Below are 20233 nucleotides of genomic sequence, written 5' to 3' on the forward strand. Positions count from 1 at the left end.
TAAAAAATAATATGGTCAATAGTATGGGTTATTTCTTGTTGACACCATAATAAATGAAGAATAAAATTTTCAATTTGATAATAATATCTGTTAACAAAATGTTAAAGTAATTTTTTTTCAAAACCCGACTATAGAATTTATCGTAGGTATTGATGTCTCACCCAAAAGATGTAAAAGTTAACCTTCAAATTAAAAACTAATCAACATGAAAAACAAAATTACGATAGTTATTGCATTAGCAATGACTTTTTTTATTTCAAACTATTCATTTGCCCAGGTGGTTACCAGCGGAGCAGATGATGGAACTGACGGAACACTGCGAAATGAAATCGCAGACACACCAGCTGGTGGTACAATTACTTTTGATGGTGTTACTACTGTAACATTATTAGGTGAATTGATTATTGACAAGGATTTAATTATTCAAGGTAATAATGATCTAACAACAATTGATGGAGATCGCTTGGGTAGAATTTTCAATATCACTGCTGGTAACATTCAGCTAAATAAATTAAGAATAACAAGAGGTCGAGCTTTCAATGGTGGAGGTATTTATATGACTAATAGTAATGTGACGCTGAACAGTTGCGTTGTTTTTAATAATCAAGGCAGCATTGTGGGTACCCCTTCAGGTTCTGGTGGTGGTATTTTCAATGATGTTGGAGGTGTACTAGTTGTTAATGCCTCTACAATAGGCGCAAATACTGCATTCAGAGCAGGCGGAGGAATTGAAGATAATTCTGGTGTTGGTTTAGGTGTTACACTTAATAATACTACTATACTTAACAATGTTGCTGGCGTAGATTTAGCTTCGGCTGCTCCAGGAAATGGTGGAGGTCTTCACGTTACAGGCGCTGGTGATGTTACAATCACTGGTGGAATGGTCAAAGGAAACGTAGCACTTAAAGAAGGTGGTGGCTTATGGAACGGAAGTGGTGTTTTAGATATTAATAATGTGGGCATATTAGAAAACTCTGCAACCGGTGATTCTACTGGCGGCGGTGGGATTTTCAATAATGGAGGAACAGTTAATATAGATGCTGCAACAACCTTAACAGGAAATATCGCCATGGGAGCAACGCCTGGCGGACGCGGTGGAGCGATTTTCAATAGTACGGATGGAATTTTAAATTTGGCTAACGAATTAGCAATTACGGGCAACTACGCAAGTAGGGCAGGTGGTGCCATAGAAGATGCGTCAAACGGAACTTTAGTTTTTGCTCACGTTACCTTAACAGGAAATTCAGCGGGTGTTGATATTGGTTTAGGTAATACTATAACACCTAACCCAGGAAATGGCGGTGCCATTCACCTTTCCGGTACTACTAGTGCATCCCTTACGACTTGTACAATAGAAGATAACCTGGCCGCTTCAGAAGGTGGTGGACTTTGGAACAATTTGGGAACGATGAACATTATTAGTGGTGGTGTTAGATATAACATAGCTTCAGGTGATGATGCCGATAATGGCGGTGGAGGTATTTTTAACAATGGAGGTACCTTGTTCGTAGGAAGTGGAGCCACGATTACATATAATATAGCTGACGGAGCCTCTGGTTCAGGTGGTGGAATTTTTAGTACTGATGGCGATGTCACAGTAGATACTTCTTGGGTATCCTACAATAGTGCTAATAGAGCTGGTGGAGGTATCGAAGCCATTGAGGGAACCATTAGCCTAGTTGAGACAACTCTGGACTTCAATACAACAGGTTCTGCCCCAGGAAATGGTGGCGGACTTCATATTACAGGTTCGGCGGACTCCAACATAACGGATGGAACGGTACAGGGAAATATCGCTACACGAGAAGGTGGTGGATTGTGGAACGGCTCTGGAACAATGACAGTTGACGGAACGATTATCGATGGCAACGATGCCCAAGGTGATGCTGGCGACGATGGTGGAGGAGGAATCTTCAACAATGGAGGTGCTTTGGTTGTGCTTCCGGAAACAACAATTACAAATAATACGGCTTCAGGAACTTTAGGTTCTGGTGGTGGAATCTTTTCATTGACACCAGGAACCCTCAATATTGATGGTTTGACCATAGAAAATAATACAGCAAACAGAGCTGGTGGTGGCATTGAAATCAATTCGGCGTCAGGTGAAACATACACATTTAATAATGTTACTTTGAACGAAAATGTGGTAAACGGTCCTGCACCAGGAAATGGTGGTGGGTTACATATCTCAGGAATGGGTGATGTAGTTTACAATAATGGAGCGGTCACAAATAATACCGCTTTTGAAGGTGGTGGACTTTGGAACAGTGTTGGTTCTATGGATGTAAATGGTACAGCGATCACAGGAAACATTGCAAATGGCGATGCTACTGGTGGTGGAGGTCTCTTCAACAACGGAGGGACACTTAATGTAGATGCCAATACTACGTTGACAGGAAATATTGCCATGGGAGCAACGCCGGGCGGACGTGGTGGTGCTATATTCAATAGTACGGATGGAATTTTGAACTTAGCCAATGGATTAGCGATCACGGGCAACTACGCAAGTAGAGCAGGTGGTGCTATTGAGGATAGTTCAAATGGCACTTTGATTTTATCAGGTGTTACTCTAACCGGAAATTCTGCAGGTGTTGACATTGGTTTAGGAAATACTATAACACCTAACCCAGGAAACGGTGGTGCAGTACATTTATCTGGTACGACAAACGCAACGGTGTCTGGTTTTTCAACGATTTCAAATAATTTTGCTGCTAAAGAAGGCGGTGGACTTTGGAACAATATGGGAACCATGGATGTGAGCTTATCGTTTTTAGATGGTAATATAGCATCGGGTAACGATGCAGATGATGGTGGAGGAGCAATCTTCAATAATGGAGGAACCTTAATAGTTGGTAATGCAGCAGCAATATTGAATAACGTCGCAGATGGAACTGCAGGTTCTGGAGGTGCTATTTTAAGTACTGATGGTGCTGTTACAATAACGGATGCCGTGTTAACTTTCAACAGATCCAATCGTGCAGGTGGTGCTATCGAAGTAATTGATGGCTCAATTGACTTTTCAGGTAATTATAATGTAAGTAATAACAATACAGGTGTTGCACCTGCAGTGGCTAGCCCAGGTAATGGAGGAGCACTTCATATTAGTGGTTCAGCATCTGCTACGGTGACGGGAGGAACTATGAGCAATAATGTTGCCGCAAGAGAGGGTGGAGCATTATGGAATAGTACTGGAACCATGACTATTGACGGTACTATAATCGATGGTAATACTGCTAGTGGTTCTGCCGCTGATGATGGTGGTGGAGGAATCTTTAATAATGGTGGAACATTGATTGTTCAAAATGCAACTGAAATCACCAATAATGTGGCTGACGGAACCTCAGGTTCTGGTGGTGGAATTCAAAATGTTTCTGGTGGATCAGTTTCTGTTTCAGATTCATCTATAACCGGAAATACATCAAATAGAGCTGGTGGTGGAATTGAAGATAATTCTACAATGGCATCTGGAACATTAACATTAACAAATGTTACTTTAGATAATAATATTACAAGTTCTGCACCTGGAAATGGCGGTGGTTTACATATTACTGGTCCAGGTAATGCAACAATTACTGGTGGAACAACAAATGGAAATACCGCTGCCAATGAAGGCGGTGGATTATGGAATGGATCAGGTGTAATGACCGTTATTGACCATACGGTAGATGGTAATACTGCCTCTGGAAGCGATGCTGAAACAGCAGGAGCCGCTGGTGGTGGAGGAATCTACAATGAAGGCGGAACACTTGATCTATCTGGTTCAACCATGATTACTAATAACATTGCAGATGGCGCACAATCAACTGGTGGTGGCATTTTAAATGCAGCAGGAACACTGACTGCAAATGGAATTACTATTATGAATAATACATCTAACCGCGCAGGTGGTGGAATTGAGGCTAATGGAGGTGGAGCAGTAACGCTTACCGATGTTACTTTAGATTCAAACGATACAGGAGTTGTGACCGGAATGGGCGCACCAGGAAATGGTGGTGGACTTCACATCAGTGGAAACAGTGCTGTGAACATTACAGGTGGAACAACTAACATGAATACCGCTGCCAATGAAGGCGGTGGACTATGGAACGGATCAGGTGTAATGACCGTTATTGACCATACGGTAGATGGTAATACTGCCTCTGGAAGCGATGCTGAAACAGCAGGAGCCTCTGGTGGTGGAGGAATCTACAATGAAGGCGGAACACTTGATATATCTGGTTCAACCATGATTACAAATAACATTGCAGATGGTGCACAATCAACAGGTGGTGGAATTTTAAATGCAGCAGGAACACTGACTGCAAATGGAATCACAATCATGGATAATACATCTAACCGCGCAGGTGGTGGAATTGAGGCTAATGGAGGTGGAGCGGTAACGCTTACTAACGTTAACTTAGATTCAAACGACACAGGAGTTGTAACCGGAATGGGCGCACCAGGAAATGGTGGTGGACTTCACATCAGTGGAAACAGTACAGTAAATATTACAGGAGGAACTGTAAATATGAACACTGCAGCTACTGAAGGAGGTGGACTTTGGAATGGTTCAGGAACAATGACTGTTGATAGTTCCACTATTAATTTGAATGTTGCTTCAGGTAATGACGCTGCCGATGGTGGTGGTGGAATCTTCAATAATGGCGGTACTCTGATAGTTCAAAATGGAGCCACAATAAGCAATAATATAGCTGATGGAACTGCTGGTTCTGGTGGTGGAATATTCAGTATTTCAGGTGCTGTAACAGTTGATAATTCAAACATTGAGTTCAACTCTGCAAATCGTGCAGGTGGTGGCGTTGAAATTGTTGACGGTACAGCGGACTTTTTAAATGATACTAATCTTTTAAACAACGACGTTAATGGCTCGGCAGGGACACCAGCACCTGGAAATGGTGGTGGATTTCATGTCACTGGAGGTACTGCTGTAGTAACATTTACAGGTGGTTCTGTATTTGGAAATGAAGCTGCTAGTGAAGGTGGTGGATTATGGAACAACGGCGGAACGATGACCGTTGAAGGTACATTAATTGATGGCAATACTGCTTTTGGTGATGCTGCTGACAATGGTGGTGGTGGAATCTTCAACAATGGAGGTACACTGAATGTGAATGCGACAACGCAAATCACAAATAATTATGCTGATGGAACTTCTGGTTCTGGAGGTGGGATTTTTAGTACGGATGGTACAATAACGATAGATGGTGCCGTAATCACAACTAATGAAGCTAACCGAGCTGGTGGTGGAATTGAAGTTATAGATGGTACGCTGTTGGTTACAAATACAACCTTAGATGCGAATGATGCAGGTAGTTTTGCTCCAGCACCAGGAAATGGAGGTGGACTTCATATTTCAGGTATGGCAAATTCAACATTTACAGGAGGAACTGTTAATGGAAATATTGCATCACGTGAAGGTGGTGGATTGTGGAACGGTTCTGGAACGATGACTACAGATGCCACAACTATTGATGGTAATACTGCCTCGGGTAATGCTGCTGACGATGGAGGTGCAGGTATCTTTAATAATGGAGGAACTTTAAATGTAACAAACGGAACACTAATTAATAACAATATAGCTGACGGAACTTCTGGTTCTGGTGGTGGACTATTAAGTGTTGGTGGTGCTGTCACCGTAGATGGTTCTACAATTACGAACAATCGTGCCAATAGAGCAGGTGGAGGTATTGAATTAGCTGCGGGTACTTTAGAGATGACAAGTTCAGATTTAAGTGCTAATAATGCAGGTGTTACGCCGGCAGTTGCTGCGCCAGGTAATGGTGGTGGTCTTCACTTAGGTGGAGCTGCAACAGCTACAATTGCTATGTCAACAGTTCGAAATAATGACGCTGTTGAAGGTGGTGGACTTTGGAATGGAGGATCGGATATGACGGTTACAACTTCTGAAGTATCTGGTAATTCTGCCGTTGAAGGTGGAGGCGTTTATAATAATTCGGGAGCGACATCAACCGTTATGACGAGTACAATTTCAGGTAACTCAGCATCAATGTCTGGTGGTGGTGCTACAAATAATGGTACAAGTTTAGACTTTAATGCCGTTACCATTGCCATGAATACAAGCACTGGAAATGGTGGTGGAATAGATGCTGCTAGTAATGTGTCACTTAAGAATACGATTGTGGCATTGAACACGGCGAGTTCTGGTTCTGATGTTTCTGGTATGTTCACTTCTAACGATTATAATTTGATCGGAACAGATGATTTAAATGTATTTACTGCACAAACCAATGATATTGAAGATGTAGATCCTATGGTAGGACCTTTACAAGACAATGGAGGTACAACGTTTACACATCAGCTATTAAATGATTCTCCAGCTTTTGATGCTGGTGATCCAAGTGATGTTTTTATGGATCAAATTGGTCAAATTGTATTTGGGGTGTCAAGAGATATTGGTGCTTATGAAGCGCAAGTTTCGTTATCAATAGATGATTTCAATTCTATCTCTGTTTTAACTATTTATCCAAATCCAACAAAGGGGCAGTTCAATATTGTAATTGACGAATCCATTGCTGGTAGTATCAATGTTCAAATTGTATCTATGACAGGTAAATTAGTAAAAGAATTAGCCTTAGGAAATGGAATTAATTCAATGGATATAAGTGGTGTGTCTTCTGGAGTTTACATTGTTAATGTAAATACGGAAAGAGGTCAAACGTCACATAAGTTAATTTTAGAATAAGGATATACTATAACCGCTTATGTAATAGAAAAGACCATCGAAAGATGGTCTTTTTTTGTTTATCATATTTTTATAGTAGCCTTGGGTTCTTCATAAAAAAAGCGCAATTATATTAAAATTGCGCTTCTTAGCTATTAATCTTAGGAAAATAAGGGGTTATTTACCTTGGTTAGGGGTGCAAAAATATCACTATGAAGGCATAAAAAAAATGATCTATGATAATAAATGAAGATTTTATGTTAATTCTTTCCTAATTCGACTCAAGCTTTCAGTTGTGATGCCCAAATAGGATGCAATGTGATAATTTTTTACGTTCTTCTCTATATGGGGATGGGTTTTTATAAATTCCAAATAGCGTTCTTTTGCAGTCATTGATAATTTTGACAAGATTCGTTTTTGAAATGCAGCGTAAGCAGCTGCCAGTTTATTTCTGATAAATTTATGTATTTGTGGAAATTGAATATGCAACGCCTCTCTGTCTTCACTGGAAAGTTGGTAAAGTGTGGCATTTTGAAGTACTTCAAGATGCATGATGGCCTTCGAAGTTGAAAAAAAAGCTGTAAAATCAGTAATCCACCAATCTTCTATGCCAATTTGTACCGTGTGTTCTCTTCCTTTTTTATCCGTGTAAAAGGTTCTGAGACAGCCTTGGTAAATAAAAAATATGTCGGTAACAATGTCTCCTGGTTTAATCAGAATTGCACCTTTCTCTGCATCCACTCTTTTAAATACGGACGCTATAGTTTTTATTTCGTCTTTGGTAAAAATGAGATCTTTAAATATGGTTTGAACTACATTTTGGTCAGAATACATTTAAAATGAAATAAATACGAAGCTGTAAAGTACGTAAAACCTTTTAAATGAGTATGTTAAATTCGATATAATAAGTTTAATATCAGTTAACCCGTTATTTTTAATCTTATGATGTCAACCGTGATAAGTCTTATAATTCTTAAAAGCTGAACATACAAACACTTTGTTCTAAAATAGGATTTTAATCGTGTTGTTGAGATGTAGCAATCAATTCTCTGGCAACTTTACTTACTTCAGATGAAGAACCAGAAGTATTGGCAACGACTACAACAACAGTTTTAAGATTTGGAATTACAAATAGTTGCGTTGAGGTACCAGTTTGAGAACCACTGTGGCCTATAATTTCATTTTTGTTTTGTTCATCTCCATAGAGTCTAAATCCCAATCCATAACGGCTATTGACATTCTTTAAATTATTATAATCAATCATGAGGCTAAAGGTCTCTTCGCTTATGAAATGATGGTTAATTAGGGCATTTCCAAATTTTATAAGATCATTTACGGTCGAATAAAACCCACCTCCTGGAACACGATTGCTTAAATTGTTTGGTTTTGCTTTTTTAAGATTTCCTCTATCATCTCTATGATATAATTTGGTTGCAGCTTTGGGTTCTATTTCTCGTTTTTCAATACCTGTATGTGTCATTTCCGCTTTATCCCAAATATACTTTTGCATATACGCTTCATAAGATAAACCTGAAACTTTTTCAATTAATAACCCTAGAACAACATAGCCGTAACTTGTATAGGAATATTTGGTGCCAGGTTCAAAAAATAGTTTTCGGTTTTTAAACACCTCATAAGCTTCAAATAGCGAGGTATAATTTATTTGGTTTTCAGTCTCACTTTCATTTCTGTAAGCACGAATACCAGACGTGTGAGATAAAATATGTTTTGTGGTGATTTTTGTTTTATGTTTTTGAATAAACTCAGGAATATAGGTGTCAATAGGTAAGTTGATATCAATTAAACCATGCTCTGCTAACTGCATTACAGCAACAGCCGTCATTGATTTGGCGATTGAAGCGGTCCTAATTTGTGTGTCTAATGTAAAAATTTCCTTATTTTCTAGATCTGCATAGCCTGAAGCGGTTTCCCAAGTCACGACGCCATTAATGGAATAACTTCCTGCTGCACCGACGGCAATTTCATTCTTTACTAAATCATTTAGCAAAGTGTTTGAAGACGCCGTTCTATTTTGTGAGATTACGGAAAATGCCTGAAGAAATAAAATGATTGCCGTAAATAGGTTTTTATACATAATCCCAATTAATAGATTCGAACGAATTTAGATGAAAAAATTATAATCACAAAGAAGCGCAAATGCAATTCAAGCTTAAAAAGTTGAAAAGGGTTCTAATAAATAGCACTACGTTTTAATCACTTCGATTGTATAGGTGGCAACAATGTCATTGTCTATTTTTAGATGCACGTCATAAACGCCTTTGTGTTTAAAACGGTATTTAAAAGTCACTAATCCATTTTCATTGGTAAGATCATAAATTTTATACCGTTTTTTGTCTGTTCCTGAAACTTTGACTAAAGCGATTTTATCCGTGGAAATGGGTTTTAAAGATTTAAAGTTAAATGTGATTTCTTCATTCTTGTTAATTGTGGATTTTAATGTCGTTGGCCCAATCGGAATTATTTTTTGTTTAAACGTTTCTCCATAAACAATCGGTTCTGCTATGAATTTTGCGGTTTTCAAAGTGTCGTTAAGAAACCATTTCTTCTGGATAGGATAATGGTTTTTAGCAAAGAGTTTAGGATCTGTTAAAAAGTAACCATCATTATAGTCTGCTACAAAAATACGACCATTGATCATATAACCACTAGACCAAGTCGCATCGCACAAATACCATTTATTATTGAGTTTTACGGCGTTCCAAGAATGGTTTATGGATTCCAGTTTTTCAACATTAGTTTCAAAAGATCGTCCATAGCCATCAACAATTTTACATTCAATATTGGCTATGAAACACAATTCCTTAATGAGGTAAGCATAGCCTGTACACATGGTTTTTTTATCGTTCAAGAGTTTTTCAAAAGCGATTTTTTTGAAATCATCATTCCATTGTATATAACCCAAACTATCGTTTTTGAACTCTAAACGCGCTCTGCTCACTTTATTATGTTGCTTGGAATCCCCTTTGATATTGGTGCACACCCAAGTGTAAATGGCTCTGAATTTTTCAACATCAGTTATAAGTTTAGATGTTAGATGGTGCGCCAACACGGGTAAATTATCTAAATTCTTACCTTCATGCAGCTTAGCAATATTATCTGCTTTTGTAAAATCGATGGTTTTAAAATCTGATATTTGAGCGTTAGAAATAGTAAAGCAAAAAACTATGAAAAGGACGAAAAGATTTCTCATAAAACTAATAGATTAATCTCTTTTGGATTTATAAACTTGCTTCACGGCAACTTTGCCCATGATGATACAAGAATCGACTTTCATATCTATGTTGACTTCAATTTTTAAGTCCGAATGTGATTTCTCAATGACCACTTTTTGTGTTTCGAAGCCTAAATAGCTCACTACTAAAACATCTCCAACTTTAAGCTTTGCAGGAAATTCAAAATAGCCATCGAAGTTTGAAGTTGTACCTATTGCGGTTCCCTGTAAAACAATGTTAGCTCCAGGAAGCGGTATTCCGTCTTCGTTCACTGTGCCTTTTACTGTCATGTTTTTCTCTGATTTTGAAGTTTCAATTTTTGAATCCTCTTTAACAGGCTCTAATTCATTTTTAACCTCTTGCGCTTGGGTAGAAAACGTTGAGAAAAGTGCTAAACAGGCTAACCCTATTCCACTTAAAAAACCTATGCGCTTGTTGGTATTTTGAATTTGTGTTTTTGGACTTAACTGACTGCTGTTAAATCTACCACAAGTATTTTGATTGGATTTGTTTTTAAAGAACGTAACGATTTCTTCAGCATTCATTTTTGTAAAATCGATGACTTCTTTTTCACAAGCACCACAAAAACCGCCATTGGAGGTTGGAGCAAGTTGATTGAAGTTTTCTTGGCATGGCGTTTTGATGTCTAGGTTAAATTGATTTTTCATGATATAAAGTTTTAAAGTTAGTACATATCAAAACTAGACATCAATTAAGGGATTAAAAATGAGGAATCAGTAAACGATGCTTTTTGATGAGTGTAGTGTCGTTTGTATTGAGTTTGTAAAAAACAAAACCACTTAGAACTAACTAAGTGGTCGTACTTTTAGGTCAAAATTGTTGACTATTCCATTTTTTTTGCAAGTGTTTCATTGCCACTTTGATAAATCGTAAAACTCTCTACATTTCCAGAAGTGTCTTTATTAAATTTGATTTTTATCGCGGCCACTTTAGCAAAAAACTCAGTCTCATTTTCCGCAAAAATTTCAAATTGACCTTGCCCTGTGGCTTGGGCAAAAATTTGATTACCATCAACCGTAATCTGAACATTGAAATTTGGGCCTAACTGGTATTTGCCTGCATACGGTTGTAAAACGGCATTGGTCAGCGTCACTTCTTTTCTGGCTTCAGGCTTTGGTTTGTCAACTTCCTTTCCTACACTTTCGGTGTCAGTGATAAAAATGGTTTCACGTTTTCCATTTGCGGATTTTGAAAACTTGTACTCAATTGCTCCATCTTTAAACATAAAACGGTTTTCGGAAAGTGGATAAATATCAAAAACCGTATTGGATTCGGATTCGCGCATACTTTTAAGTTGACCATCTTCCATAAATATATGTCGAATGACGTCATCTTCAAATTCATAAGCACCAACCCATTGTTTCATTTTAGCTTCAGATAATTTAACCACATCCTTCATCGTTGGAAACGGTTTTCCAATAGCGGTTGCAGCAAGGGATTGGGTGACTGCGCCGATGTCCTTGCAGCTACAATTACTTAAGCCAATGACATAAATACCTTCATCTATGAGATAAATTCCATTGGTAGAAGTGCCAAAAATACCACCACTGTGAGAATAGCCTTTAGACCCTTTAAGGTTCATTTCGCCCCAACCATAACCATAAGTAATGTGTTCACCATTATTTAGGGTTGAGCCATTTATAGCTTTATCCAAAGTTGTTGCTTTGATCAATGTGTTATTGGTTAGCGCATTTTGCCACTTTAGCATGTCGTCAATGGTAGATGTCAATGAACCAGCGGCTTGAGGCAAGGTCATACTTAAATAACTGGCATTAACATAACCATTGTCATTTTGTTCATACGGTCTGACTCTGTTTTTAACGATTTCACTGGTGTTTCCATAACTTGAATTCGTCATACCTAAACGCTCAAATATATTGTTTTCAATAAAATTTTCGTAGGTGTCTTCAGAAATGACTTCAATGATTTTGCCGAGTAAGATATAACCCGAGTTATTGTATTTAAAGGCTTCTCCTGGATCAAAATCCATAGGTTCGTTTTTAAAAGTAGCGATTAATTCGTCTAGTGTTTTATCGATACGGGCAAAATCCCTAAAATTTTCATTATCGGTATAACTTTTTATTCCTGAGGTGTGATTAAGGAGATGATGTATAGTTATAGTTTTACCGTGCGTAGGATAATCTGGAATAAACTTTGTAATGGAATCATCTAAACTTAATTTGCCTTCTTCTTCAAGCATTAAAATGGCAACTGCCGTAAATTGTTTGGTAATAGACGCCAGCATAAAAACGTTTTCTGGAATCATATCGACATCCAATTCTAAACTGGATTTCCCGATGGCCTTTCTATAAATAGCTTTACCATCTTTGGCTACTAAAATGGTCGCACCTGGTTCATCTGGTTTGTAGGATTCAAATACAATATCATCAAATTTTTGAGTTAAATCTTGGGCCTTGCTAGTTGTAATAAACAGGCAACTAAACAACAATAAGGCAAAGGTGTGGTTGATTTTCATTTTTTCTATGGATTGATTACTACTTATAGGACGATTCTTAAAATTATAAGTTACAAAAAAAACCACTTTGATTATAAGTGGTTTTAAATGACGTTTAAGATGTTGAAAAAAATTATTTTGCCGTTAAGTTCGCAGTGGTTTGGAATTCTGGAACTACATTTTTCATTTTGGCAAAAGCCAAACTGAATTTTCCTTCTCTAATATCGTCCAAAAGCCACTTACCATTGGTGTATTCCATAATCCAGATTTTCTCTTCATCTCCAAATTCATTTTTTCCTTGTACAATACGATGTGTTTCTCTGTCTTTTAAATAATCCTTAATGTCAGCTGAAATTACGAATGCAATTTTAGAGCCTTCTAGTTTTTCGTTATCTGTCAGCTCTAAGTAAAGTGGTTTTACACTTTTAATTTTATCTAATTTACATACGTTTTTAAGGTTTTCCTGTTTCCATCTGTCTAAATGAACCGTCTGTTGGTTCTGCCAATACCAATGGTTAACATATTCTGAGACTTCTTTCATGTCTTCATTGTCCCAAGCCAGATATACACGTCTAAAAACATTTCGTACATTTTTATCAAGATTCAGCCATGAAAAATCCTTATGCTTTAGTCCAATTTGATTGAGTTGCTTTTTAGTTTTCTTAACCGCAAAAAATTCAACCGTGTAGGTGTAAACGATTAAAGGAAAGAACACAATGAAAAGTGCAAACAAAATTAATTTTCCCCACCAAGTTTTAAATAGACCTTTGGCTATAGTGCCACCAGGGCCTGCATAAACAGGATCAATGTAGAATAAGAAGCCAATAATAAGTATAGTTAATAGTATTTTTTTGTGAAGTGGTTTCATATCATTCAGTTTTATGAGCTAAAGTTAATAAAAAAACCACTCTGAATTAACAAAGTGGTTTTTAGTCTTGACTCTTGGCTCTAAAAGCGAAGCGGTCTTTTGTCTACTTTATCATCTCATAACTACGTTTAATAAAGTTAGTTAACTCTTCACCTTTTACTTCGACTACGCTCAGTAACCCGCATAAGTGACCAAACTTTATTTTATCATTTCATAACTGCGTTTAATAAAGTTAGTCAACTCTTCACCTTTTAACAAGCCTTGAGATAAACGTGCTAAATCTAAACTTTGCGTGATTAAACGTTCTTGTTTCTTTTTGGTTTTCGTGCTTATAATTTCACCAACCAATTCAGAATTTGTATTCACGATGAGGTTGTACATCTCTGGCATGTTGCCAAACATGTTCATTCCGCCACCACCAGTTTGTTGCATTTCTTTCATTCTACGCATAAATTCTGGTTGTGTAATAATAAAAGGTGAGGCGTCGCTATCCATAGCTTCTAATTGTACGGTGAACTTTTCAGAAGGAATCACTTCTTTAAGCAACTCGTCTAATTTCGTTTTTTCTTCATCAGATAATTTCGAAATCGTCGTGTCGTCTTTCTTGATTAAGTTATCAATATGGTCACCATCAACACGAGCAAAAGAAATGTTTTCTTTGGTCGTTTCCAATTTCTGGATTAAATGTGACACAATAGGTGAATCCAATAAAAGCACTTCGTAACCTTTTGCTTTTGCGGATTGAATGTAAGAATGTTGCTCATCTTTATTTGAAGCATAAAGAATCACCATTTTATCGTCTTTGTCCGTCTGCTTTGCTTTTATGGCATTGGTCAATTCTTCAAATGTGTAGTATTTACCATCCACTGTTGGGTATAAAGCAAAGGCATCTGCTTTTTCGAAAAATTTTTCTTCAGAAAGCATACCGTATTCAATCACTATTTTTATATCGTCCCATTTCTTTTCGAAATCTTCACGATTCGCATTGAACAATGATTTCAGTTTGTCAGCTACTTTACGAGTGATGTAAGATGATATTTTCTTCACAGCACCATCGGCTTGTAAATAGGAGCGCGATACGTTTAATGGAATGTCTGGCGAATCAATAACACCACGTAACATCGTTAAAAATTCAGGAACAATACCTTCCACATTATCGGTTACAAAAACCTGGTTTTGGTACAATTGAATTTTATCCTTCTGCATGTTCATATCCGTCGTCATCTTAGGGAAATACAAGATTCCTGTTAAGTTGAACGGATAATCTACATTAAGATGGATATGGAACAATGGCTCTTCAAATTGCATAGGATACAATTCTCTGTAGAAGCTGCTGTAATCGTCGTCCTTTAAATCTGTCGGTTGTTTGGTCCAAGCCGGATTTGGATTGTTAATAATATTATCAACCGTAATCTGTTTGTGTGGCTCAGTGGTTTCCTTACCATCTTTATCCTTAGTCGTTTTTGGTGTAAACTCAGGATCGTTTATCTCCTTAGTTCCAAATTTAATTGGAATAGGCATAAACTTGTTATACTTCATCAATAGCTCACGGATTTTAGCTTCTTCTAAAAATTCTGTCGAATCTTCCGCAATATGAAGAATAATCTCTGTGCCTCTGGTTTCCTTATCAGATGGCTCTAAAGTAAATTCAGGAGAACCATCACAAGTCCAATGTGCTGCAGGTTCGTCTTTGTGGGATTTAGTGATAATCTCCACTTTTTCTGCGACCATAAAAGCCGAGTAAAATCCAAGTCCAAAATGACCGATGATGCCTGTGTCTTTTCCAGAGTCTTTATACTTATCTAAAAATTCCTCAGCACCAGAAAAGGCGATTTGGTTGATGTATTTTTCAACTTCTTCAGCTGTCATACCAACACCTTGATCAATGATATGAAGTTTTTTACCTTCTTTATCAATCTTAACCTCGATGATTGGATTGCCATATTCAACCTTGGCTTCTCCAATACTTGTTAAGTGTTTTAGTTTTAGGGTCGCATCCGTTGCGTTACTAATCAGCTCACGTAAAAAGATTTCGTGATCGCTGTACAAGAACTTTTTAATTAACGGAAAGATATTCTCTACCGATACATTAATGTTGCCTTTTGTCATATTTAATTTATTAAATGCTCCCACAAAAGCGGGAAACTGATTAATTATAGTTTTAATTGCTCTTTAACCTCTAGTCAAATAAAATACCAATAAAAGAATTGTGACAAGATGACATAAAAAAAGCCATTCATTTTATAGAATGGCTTTCATATTTATAGATACTTAGTTTTTAATCCTTGAGCGCTTCTTCATTTTCAATCGGTTCTTTTTCCTCAACTCTGTTCTTTACATGCTTCTCCAACCATTGGTCTTGTTCCCAAAGCATGTGCATTATAGATTCTTTAGCTCTATAACCATGACTTTCTTTTGGTAGCATAACTAACCTTACAGGCGCGCCTAATCCTTTCAGAGCATTAAAATAGCGTTCGCTTTGTAAAGGATACGTGCCAGAATTGTTATCAGCAACACCATGAATTAAGAGTAAAGGTGTTTTCATTTTATCTGCGTGCATAAATGGAGACATTGTATAATACGTTTCTGGCGAATCCCAATAACTGCGCTCTTCACTTTGAAATCCAAACGGTGTCAATGTTCTGTTATAAGCACCACTTCTGGCAATACCAGCAGCAAATAAATTGGAATGAGACAATAAATTTGCGGTCATAAATGCGCCATAACTATGGCCACCAACGGCCACTTTATTTCTATCGATGTAGCCCAAATCATCTACCGCATCAATTGCCGCTTTTGCATTGGCGACTAATTGCGTTCTAAATGTATCGTTTGGTTCTTCCTCGCCTTCACCAATAATAGGAAAAGCGGCATCGTCTAACACCACATAACCTTTAGTTACCCAATAAATCGGTGAACCCCAATATGGATATACAAATTCGTTGGGATTGGATGTACTTTGAGCGGCACTCGCTTTATCCTTAAACTCACGAGGATAAGCCCATAAAATCATTGGGTATTTTTTTCCTTCTTCGTAGTTTAATGGCAAGTAGAGTGTGCCTTCTAGGTCCAAACCATCATCTCTTTTGTAACTGATGACACGTTTGTTCACATTCTCTAAACTTTTAAAAGGATTCTCAAAATCTGTAATCGCTTCTATATCATTTGTCTTGTTTATATTTCTTATATAGTAGTTTGGATAGTCTGTTTTAGATTCTATTCTAACTAAAATCTCCCCTTTTTTCATGTCGATAGCCGTATTTAAGCTTTCGAGTTTATCAGTATATTCAGATTGGTATAGGCGTTTGGTCTTGTTCGTTTTTACGTCATATTCATCTATAAAAGGAAATTGACCTTCTTTTGAATAGCCATCTCCCATAAGGTATAGTTTGTTGCCATTCATAGTCAATGTATTGCGATCAAATTTGTTTTTAGAAGTAACAAAATTCCCTGGATCGCTATAAACATCTTGGTAACTTCTATCTGAAATGATCTTAACTTCTTTGTTTGATTTAGACGGATTAAAGAGGTAGGTTTTTGTATTTCGAGTGTTCCACCAATAATCGTAAGCAACAGCAGTATTTTCATTGCCCCATTCAATACCTGCAAAGCGTTGTTTGGTTTTTAATAAGAGTTTCGGGTCGCTATTAAATGGTGCTTTCTGTTGATAAACAGCATCTCTATAATCGACGTCAACTTCAGGATCTCCTTGATCTAAAGCTTCTGCCCAAACCAAAGTAGATGGTTGGTCGTCGCGCCAAGTCATGTTTCTTTTTCCGGTACGGGTAGCCATAAATCCTTTTGGTCGCACCTCGTCAAGTGGTACTTCGTTCACCGTTTTTATCTTATTTCCATTTTTATCATAAATAGTGCTTTCACTTGGGAACCTCGTATAGGTAACTAAATATGAAAATGGTCGTTTTATAGTGGTTATCATAACGTACTCTCCATCTGGTGAAAAACTAATCCCTCGATACATATCAGCTCCTAAAAAGTCCTCAACATTACCATTGGTTGATACTTTTTTAATCGTTGAGCGTGCAAGTTGCTCAAAATTAAATTCGTCATTTGGTGTTTTTAATAAATCTTGGTAGGTTCGATTTTGTGCTTTGGCGCCATCACTAACTGAAATTGTAGGCCCAGATGGTACGGCGACATCTGTATTGATTAATGGTTTTCTGTCATTTGGCAACATCTTTACCAATAGGTTTTGATTGTCTTTAAACCAATTTATGGTGCTTCTCATATTAGCGTTAACATTGGCACCTGTAAGTTTGGTTACTTTAGCTTCTGCGATATTCAATACCCAAACTTCCACCCCTTCTGCGGTGGTGTTAAGGCAGGCAATCATGGATTGGTCTGGTGACCAACTAAATCCAGAAAGTCTTGCATCTTCAGGTAAGCCAGCAACTTGAGTAGCGTCTTTATCTTTTATTTTTTTCACTTTAAGATTCGTATAATAGTTGGTTCTACTCCCAATGTTTGTGACCGGATTTATTCTAAGACCAGCCAATCTTAGCTCAGTTTCTGATAGCTCAGAAATGGATTTATATTGGTTACGGTAAAGCAATACCATGTGCTCGCCTTCGCTGTCCACGATTACGGCAGGAGCTAAATCAACATCTGCTAATTCCATGATCTCGTCTGAGGGTTGTTGGTAGGTAAGGCTTTTTTGAGCAAAGCCATTTAGAAATAATAAAAATGTAAATAATCGGATACTATTTTTCATGATGAAATAAAATTGATTAGTGGCTTCAAGGTAGTGAAATTTGACATCTGAAAATGTGAGAGATTTGTTAAAACCTTCCAATCTATTATGCGTGCATAACGAATATAAAATGGATTAAAAGTTTATTGTACCTTAAAGTTTAAATTCGCAAGACTAAATAATTAGGTTTCCACTCGAAGGTTATGGATGGGAAACGAAAATAAAGGATTCCCATTGTCATGGGAAATAAAAAAAATGTTTATATGTACAATTCAAAAATAATAGGCTTAGGAAAATACGTGCCAGACAATGTGGTCACCAACCACGACCTGTCAAAAATGATGGATACAAACGATGAATGGATCCAAGAACGTACAGGTATCCAAGAACGACGATGGGCAGAAAAGGGGAGTGGCGATACCACAGCCACCATGGGCGTAAAAGCCGCCAAAATTGCGATTGAGCGCTCAGGATTGGATAAAGACGATATCGATTTTATTGTTTTTGCGACCTTGAGTCCAGACATGTATTTCCCTGGTCCAGGAGTTCAAGTTCAGCACGCCTTGAATATAAAAACAGTTGGTGCTTTGGATGTACGTAACCAATGTTCTGGTTTCATCTATGCCATGTCTGTTGCCGATAATTTTATAAAAACGGGCATGTATAAAAACATTCTAGTTATTGGTAGTGAGTTACATTCCCACGGCATGGACAAAACCACTCGAGGCAGAGGTGTCACGGTTATATTTGGTGATGGGGCAGGAGCGGCCGTTTTAACGCGAGAAGAAGACCATACAAAAGGTATTTTATCGACCCATTTACACTCACAAGGCGAACATGCCGAAGAATTGGTTTTGATTGCACCAGGAATGGGCAAGCGTTGGGTCAATGACATCTTAGAAGATAACGACCCAAATGACGAAAGTTATTATCCACACATGAACGGCCAGTTTGTATTTAAAAATGCAGTGGTACGTTTTAGTGAAGTGATTATGGAAGGGTTAATGACCAACAAATTAAAAGTCGATGATATCGATATGTTGATTCCGCACCAAGCGAATTTGCGTATCTCACAATTTATACAAAAGAAGTTTAAACTATCTGACGACCAAGTTTTCAATAACATTCAAAAATATGGAAACACCACAGCGGCATCGATTCCAATAGCGTTGACTGAAGCTTGGGAAGAAGGTAAGGTTAAAGAAGGTGATACGGTTGTATTGGCAGCTTTTGGTAGTGGATTTACTTGGGGAAGTGTGATTATGAAATTTTAAACGTTTACAAATACTTTTTAAATGTTTGTACGCATTTACAAATACCTAATATCACTTATTCAATTCTGATTGACGAGATAATCTATTAAGAGCGCTTTTTTTAGAAAAATACTGATTTACCACCTTGGCAACAATTAAATCATTAACCTAATACGAATAAACATTTCTTTACTAATACTACTGGTATCCATACTAAATAAATAACAGTCTACTTGACAAGTAGCTAAATTTGAATATCTTTACTACAAACAACCCAGAAGTATAGACTTAAGCGATATAACGTTACTTTTATAGCTTGAGTAACGTTATATGGGTGTTGTGAGCAATTAAAAAGAACATCTGTGAGAAACATTTTCAATTTGATTTTATTACTAATTTTCTTCGTTTCTTGTGGACAAAAAGGAAATGAAGCTACCGATAATGAACTCGGAAATTCTGATTTAAAAAATCAAGAAGATTTATTTGAATTTAAAATACCTGATACAATTTCTCTTGGAAAACATATTGGAAGAATAGCTAAATATAAACGGAATAAAAAACCGAATTTTGACTATTTATTATCGGTAATTGTGAGTAATGAGTATGAAGACTCAAAAATCAAAACTGATACTTTCAGTAATGGAACTTTGAATCCATTTTTCGGAATAAACGGATTTAAAACTGGAACACAGGACATAAAATTAATCGTTGAGGAGCAAATTTTGGAACCTTATAAAAAGGATATAGATTCGTTTTTAAGTATAAAAAAATTATATCACGAATACGAAGTACGAATTACTGTAGTTGAAAGAGATTATGTTTCTGACATTGAGGAAAAATTACTCGCTGAATTGAAAAATGAAAAACAATAACTGCTCACAACACCGTATAAAATTAATTGCTAGTTCGAGCTTGCTTACGAAAATCCTCGCGGATTTTCTATTTGGTTTGTATTTGCTAAATTAGGTGCTTGAACACGCAACTAATCTTATACATAAACGTTGTAAACAATT

11 protein-coding genes are annotated in these 20233 nt (G+C 37.1%); 3 read left to right on the forward strand and 8 right to left on the reverse strand.

Features of this window, described 5'->3' with window-relative positions; all coding sequences use genetic code 11:
* Positions 1–205: 205 nt before the first annotated feature.
* The gene (locus HM987_RS04645) at positions 206–6703 is read left to right on the forward strand and encodes a T9SS type A sorting domain-containing protein (RefSeq protein WP_229724598.1); all 6498 of its coding nucleotides are present in this window, start codon (positions 206–208) and stop codon (positions 6701–6703) included.
* Between the two features lie 234 nt (positions 6704–6937).
* Here HM987_RS04645 and HM987_RS04650 read toward each other — a convergent pair whose 3' ends face one another.
* The 8 genes from HM987_RS04650 to HM987_RS04685 form a co-directional block, all read right to left on the reverse strand.
* The gene (locus tag HM987_RS04650; protein ID WP_179005677.1) at positions 6938–7516 is read right to left on the reverse strand and encodes a Crp/Fnr family transcriptional regulator; all 579 of its coding nucleotides are present in this window, start codon (positions 7514–7516) and stop codon (positions 6938–6940) included.
* 181 nt (positions 7517–7697) lie between these two features.
* A complete protein-coding gene (locus tag HM987_RS04655) occupies positions 7698–8777 on the reverse strand; it encodes a serine hydrolase domain-containing protein (protein ID WP_179005679.1) in 1080 nt (359 codons plus the stop codon).
* Between the two features lie 108 nt (positions 8778–8885).
* A complete protein-coding gene (locus HM987_RS04660; protein ID WP_179005681.1) occupies positions 8886–9893 on the reverse strand; it encodes a transglutaminase domain-containing protein in 1008 nt (335 codons plus the stop codon).
* Between the two features lie 12 nt (positions 9894–9905).
* Positions 9906–10583 (reverse strand): carboxypeptidase-like regulatory domain-containing protein, encoded by a 678-nt coding sequence (locus HM987_RS04665; RefSeq protein WP_179005683.1) that lies wholly within the window; start codon positions 10581–10583, stop codon positions 9906–9908.
* A gap of 176 nt (positions 10584–10759) precedes the next feature.
* A complete protein-coding gene (locus HM987_RS04670; RefSeq protein ID WP_179005685.1) occupies positions 10760–12412 on the reverse strand; it encodes a serine hydrolase in 1653 nt (550 codons plus the stop codon).
* A 112-nt stretch (positions 12413–12524) separates the two neighbouring features.
* Positions 12525–13259 carry a Tim44 domain-containing protein gene (locus HM987_RS04675; protein ID WP_179005687.1) on the reverse strand — a complete coding sequence of 245 codons (735 nt, stop codon included), beginning with the start codon at positions 13257–13259 and terminating at the stop codon, positions 12525–12527.
* 198 nt (positions 13260–13457) lie between these two features.
* Entirely contained in the window at positions 13458–15368 is a 1911-nt protein-coding gene (htpG, locus tag HM987_RS04680) for a molecular chaperone HtpG (protein WP_179005689.1), read from the reverse strand.
* A 169-nt stretch (positions 15369–15537) separates the two neighbouring features.
* Positions 15538–17988 (reverse strand): prolyl oligopeptidase family serine peptidase, encoded by a 2451-nt coding sequence (locus HM987_RS04685; protein WP_179005691.1) that lies wholly within the window; start codon positions 17986–17988, stop codon positions 15538–15540.
* Positions 17989–18230: 242 nt separating this feature from the next.
* Between HM987_RS04685 and HM987_RS04690 the strand changes: the two genes are divergently transcribed.
* Both HM987_RS04690 and HM987_RS04695 read left to right on the forward strand, forming a co-directional pair.
* Positions 18231–19241: a 3-oxoacyl-ACP synthase III family protein gene (locus HM987_RS04690; protein WP_179005693.1), complete on the forward strand. Its 1011-nt coding sequence runs from the start codon at positions 18231–18233 to the stop codon at positions 19239–19241.
* Between the two features lie 359 nt (positions 19242–19600).
* Positions 19601–20092, forward strand: a complete 492-nt coding sequence (locus HM987_RS04695; RefSeq protein ID WP_179005696.1) for a hypothetical protein — start codon at positions 19601–19603, stop codon at positions 20090–20092.
* Positions 20093–20233 lie beyond the last annotated feature (141 nt).

This window comes from Winogradskyella forsetii (assembly GCF_013394595.1).
Taxonomy (GTDB): domain Bacteria; phylum Bacteroidota; class Bacteroidia; order Flavobacteriales; family Flavobacteriaceae; genus Winogradskyella; species Winogradskyella forsetii.